The following is a 3,751-nucleotide window of genomic DNA, read 5'->3' as shown; positions in this document are numbered from 1 at the left end:
CCTCGACGCGACGATAGGAGTCACCTTCCTGCCTGGCATCAAGCATGGCATTTGCCATCGTTACACCTCCACCGATCCGCTCATGCCAGGCTGTATCGCGCGCAAGCCGAAGGATGGCTAGGTGGGGTCCTCATGCCGGTTACGCCTGCTCCCGCACCGCCTCGAGCGCAATCTTCGCCTTCAGTGCCGCGTCGATCTTCCGTCTCGTCTTCGTCATCATGCCCTCCGTATATCAAACCGAGCGGCCCTTTTCGGTCTCAAACTATCGGCCCTGGTCGCTCAGGGGCAGGAGAACAACGAGCGCAACAACATCTCTTTCATCGAGAAGTGCCTGTTTGCTCGGCGACTGAAAGATCGCGGCCTCAAGGGCGAACGTCTCGTTTCTGCCATCTCGGCCAGCAAATCGACGGTCTACAAAATGATCGAGCTTCGATGATTCCCGAAGATGTCATCATCGCGATCGGCCCCTCGGCTTCCAGGAGGGAAACGAAAAAGTCCGCAGCTGCGGACTTTTCTCCGATCGCGGGTCGCAATGGATCCGAGTTCGCACTCGTTAAGCGGTCGCCGTCTGGCGATATGACCGTGAAGATCCCCAAGAATGATGGGTCTTCGCGTAAGGATGGCCGCCCGTTCGGTGAGTGGCTCGAAAGCCGGATGGCGTCTCTCTACGACGACTGGCTCGACGGCCAGTAGGAGTTGGCATCTGGCAACCCCCAGTTTGCGTCCCTAACCGCGTAACGATCAACCCAGAACCAAGGAGCAGCCGCAAAAGAAAAGGCCCCCGAAGCGAAGCCCCGGAAGCCCTTTCTCATCAATCTGGGCGGATTTGAGAAAACACCTTCCGCGAATCACTGTCAAGAGTCCTAGTCTAGGCGTCGATTCGGCGAGCAAATTTCTTTTGCCTGACAACAAATGCAGACACGTGCCCCAACGACGCCCTTTGGGCGGCGACCGCTGACGCTTGCCCATGTAGCAACGCAGATCGTCGCGACTTCGCGGCCGCCCGAAAAGGTCGTCCACAAATGGAAGATCTTCCAGGCCCTCTGCACGGCCAGGCCGAAACTCGGTGTCTCCGAACGTTCACTGGCGGTCCTGAATGCGCTGCTGACTTTCCACCCGGAGACGGCTCTCACCGGAGAGGACGATCTGATCGTCTTCCGTCGAACGTCCAGTTGTCTCTGCGAGCCCATGGCATGCCGATCTCAACGTTGAAAGGTCATCTGGCGGCCCTGGTCGATGCTGGCCTGATCGTTCGCCGGGACTCACCGAACGGCAAGCGCTATGCCAGGAAGGATATGGCAGGGAAGATCGATCGCGCCTTCGGCTTCGACATCTCGCCGTTGGTTGCCCTTCCGATGAGATAGAGCGCCTAGCCGAGGAGATCGCGGCCGAGATCAGGGCCGTGAAGCTGGCCCGCGAGCGCATCACGCTATGCCGGCGCGACATCGCCAAGATGATCGCCTCCGGCGTTGAGGAGAGCGTACCCGCCGACTGGCCCAGGATTCACGTCGGATTCCGCGCGATCGTGGACGGAATTCCACGCTCGCCAACACTTGAGCAGGTGGAGGAGGCCGCCGATACGCTTTCTCAACTCGCCGACGACGTGCTTGATCTGCTGAAATCACACGTCAAGATGTCGAATCTGGACTCCAATGAGGCCCATTCTGAGCCGCACAAACAGAATTCAAATCCAAACCCCTTTATTGATCTTGAACCAGCCTTCAAAAAAGGCAGGGCGGCTAGGCCTTCGCCAGACCAACAAGCGCCGAGGGGAGGGGAGCTATCCCTTAGGAATGGTACTGCAGGCGTGTGGCGGCCTGGCCGATTACGCCAAGCACGGCCAGATTTCGAATTGGCGCGATTTCCTGGCGACGGCCGCTGTGGTCCGGCCGATGCTCGGGATCAGTCCCAGCGCTTGGGAGGAGGCGCAGCGCGTTATGGGTGAGGTCAGGCCGCGATCGTCGTCGCTTGCATCCTCGAGCGGAGCGCCACCATCAATTCCGCCGGCGGCTATCTGCGCGGCCTGACGGCGAAAGCCGGGGCAGGGGAGTTCTCGCTCGGGCCGATCCTGATGGCGCAGATGAATGCCCTGCTGAAGAAAACGAAAATGCGGGCCTAATTCATGAAACAGTTTGGTAGCGCCAACCTTTATAGTAAAGTAGCGCGCAACTGATGGAGATCTCATATGGCGCGGCCCAAGCACACCGATGACGGCCTGACCAAGTTTCAGCGCTACCGCCAACAGCAGCAGCATCGCGGCATGAAGCAGCTGCGTATCTGGGTGCCTGATCCCCACAAGCCGGAATTTGCCGCCGAAGCCAGGCGGCAGGGATTGCTGCTGCGCGGCCGGCCCGAGGAAGCTGAGGCGCTGGATTTCATTGCCGCCGCGACTGAATGGCCTGAATCGTGAGGAGAGGGGATCTCGTCACGGTTTCGGCACAGGGCGACTACGGCAAGCCCCGTCCGGCGGTCGTCATCCAGTCCGATGTGCTCAATGCGGCGGACAGCGCGCTCGTGGTCTTGCTCACCGGCACGATCGCCGATGCCCCGCTATATCGGCTCACCATCGAGCCGACGGCCTCGAACGGTCTCAAACTCGTCTCACAGGGTCATGGTCGACAAGGTTCTGGCCTATCCGCGTACGAAATGTGGCCCGGCGATAGGCCATCTGTCAGGCGCCGATATGCTGGCGCTGAACAACATGCTGTCCGTGATGATCGGGCTCGCCGACTGATTGGACAGCAACAAAGAAGGGAGGCCCGATGAATATCATCGTCGACTGGAAGACTGAGCCTTCGCAAGCCGCCAATCCACGCTCCAAAAGAATGGCGCGCAACTGGTTGATCAGCGCCGTACGCTCGGCGACTAGCCGTTCTCTCGACCTGTGTGGAGTCTGCACGTCGAGTTGATCCTGACTTTTGAGCGTCTGGCAGTTCCTTCGTGACAACTGGCTTTCAAACCGCGTGTTCAAATCCTACAACGACATCCTCGATCACTGTTGCTACGCGTGGAACAAACTTATCGACCAGTCGTGGTGCATCATGTTTATCGGAATGCGCGATTGGGCATATCGGTTCTAATCAGCGGGGAGCGGCCTCAGAGCCCCGCCGCCTTGGTCAGATTGACGCGGAAGCGGTCGCGGCGCCGCTGATAGCGCCGGGTCATCTCGGCGCTGGCATGGCCCAGCTGCTTCTGCACGTAGCGCTCGTCGACCTCCGCGGAGGAGGCGAGGCCGGCACGAAGGGAATGTCCGGCAAATTTCGTCTCCCGTTCGCCTTCCGGAAGATCGCCGCGCACTCCGGCGGCGAGCGCCGCGCGTTTGACCAGCCGGGCGACCTGCTGGTCGGTCAGCCGGTCCGGCCCGACGTCCTTGCCTTGACCGCGCACCAAGCGAAACAGCGGCCCGTGGCCGATCCGGGCCAGCTTCAGCCAGATCTGCAGGGCGACGATCGGGCAGGTGCCGTCGGATGAGCCGCTGCCGATCTCGACCTCCCGCCAGCCGCTTTTGCCCCGCAGGGTGACGATCATGCCCTTGTCGAGGATCTCGACCCAGCCGCGGCCGTCCTCGGTCTGGTCGCGGCCGCAATCCAGGCCGACGATTTCCGAGCGCCGCAGACCGCCGGCGTCCGAACACCGCCTCGACGATCTGCTTTCGCAGTCGGTAGGGGGTCTCGAAGCCGCCGTCGGCGATCTTTTTTCTCATCGCCTGTGTCAACGGTCCGCCGATCTTGCCGTTGTCGGCGGTCGGGCG

At 61.0% G+C, this 3,751-nt stretch carries 4 protein-coding genes and 5 pseudogenes; 7 read left to right on the top strand and 2 right to left on the bottom strand.

Going from position 1 to position 3,751, the window contains the following annotated elements; genetic code table 11:
• Positions 1 to 432: 432 nt before the first annotated feature.
• The 5 genes and pseudogenes from ACZYOF_RS42835 (at position 433) to ACZYOF_RS42815 (ending at position 2,734) form a co-directional block, all read left to right on the top strand.
• Positions 433 to 693, top strand: coding sequence for a hypothetical protein (locus ACZYOF_RS42835; protein WP_394570197.1), 261 nt, complete (start codon positions 433 to 435; stop codon positions 691 to 693).
• Between the two features lie 219 nt (positions 694 to 912).
• A pseudogene (gene repC, locus ACZYOF_RS42830) lies at positions 913 to 2,119 on the top strand (plasmid replication protein RepC).
• 66 nt (positions 2,120 to 2,185) lie between these two features.
• The gene (locus ACZYOF_RS42825) at positions 2,186 to 2,410 is read left to right on the top strand and encodes an antitoxin MazE-like protein (RefSeq protein ID WP_028152591.1); all 225 of its coding nucleotides are present in this window, start codon (positions 2,186 to 2,188) and stop codon (positions 2,408 to 2,410) included.
• Positions 2,407 to 2,541: pseudogene (locus ACZYOF_RS42820) on the top strand (type II toxin-antitoxin system PemK/MazF family toxin); the annotation flags it as partial. The gene ACZYOF_RS42825 and the pseudogene ACZYOF_RS42820, both read left to right, overlap by 4 nt.
• A gap of 70 nt (positions 2,542 to 2,611) precedes the next feature.
• Positions 2,612 to 2,734 carry a hypothetical protein gene (locus ACZYOF_RS42815; protein ID WP_463719500.1) on the top strand — a complete coding sequence of 41 codons (123 nt, stop codon included), beginning with the start codon at positions 2,612 to 2,614 and terminating at the stop codon, positions 2,732 to 2,734.
• A gap of 57 nt (positions 2,735 to 2,791) precedes the next feature.
• On the opposite strand, the pseudogene ACZYOF_RS42810 reads toward ACZYOF_RS42815, so the two are convergent.
• A pseudogene (locus tag ACZYOF_RS42810) lies at positions 2,792 to 2,923 on the bottom strand (IS110 family transposase); the annotation flags it as partial.
• Here ACZYOF_RS42810 and ACZYOF_RS42805 point away from each other — a divergent pair.
• Positions 2,922 to 3,080, top strand: a pseudogene (locus ACZYOF_RS42805) (IS630 family transposase); the annotation flags it as partial. The pseudogenes ACZYOF_RS42810 and ACZYOF_RS42805 overlap by 2 nt on opposite strands.
• Before the next feature lie 16 nt (positions 3,081 to 3,096).
• Here the strand turns inward: ACZYOF_RS42805 and ACZYOF_RS42800 are convergent.
• Positions 3,097 to 3,624, bottom strand: a pseudogene (locus ACZYOF_RS42800) (tyrosine-type recombinase/integrase); the annotation flags it as partial.
• Between ACZYOF_RS42800 and ACZYOF_RS42795 the strand changes: the two are divergent.
• On the top strand, positions 3,527 to 3,751 hold a 225-nt coding region (locus ACZYOF_RS42795; RefSeq protein ID WP_463719499.1), incomplete at its 3' end, for a hypothetical protein. The pseudogene ACZYOF_RS42800 and the gene ACZYOF_RS42795 overlap by 98 nt on opposite strands.

Source organism: Bradyrhizobium sp. LeoA1Lang, assembly GCF_055413685.1.
The sequence above is the reverse complement of the archived record's forward strand: the minus strand, read 5'-3'. Positions and strand labels throughout refer to the sequence as shown.

Excerpts from the sequence above, each read along its gene's own strand:
- ACZYOF_RS42825 (WP_028152591.1), top strand. The coding sequence starts at position 2,186 with ATGGCGCGGCCCAAGCACACCGATGACGGCCTGACCAAGTTTCAGCGC.
- ACZYOF_RS42815 (WP_463719500.1), top strand. The coding sequence starts at position 2,612 with ATGGTCGACAAGGTTCTGGCCTATCCGCGTACGAAATGTGGCCCGGCG.
- ACZYOF_RS42835 (WP_394570197.1), top strand. The coding sequence starts at position 433 with ATGATTCCCGAAGATGTCATCATCGCGATCGGCCCCTCGGCTTCCAGG.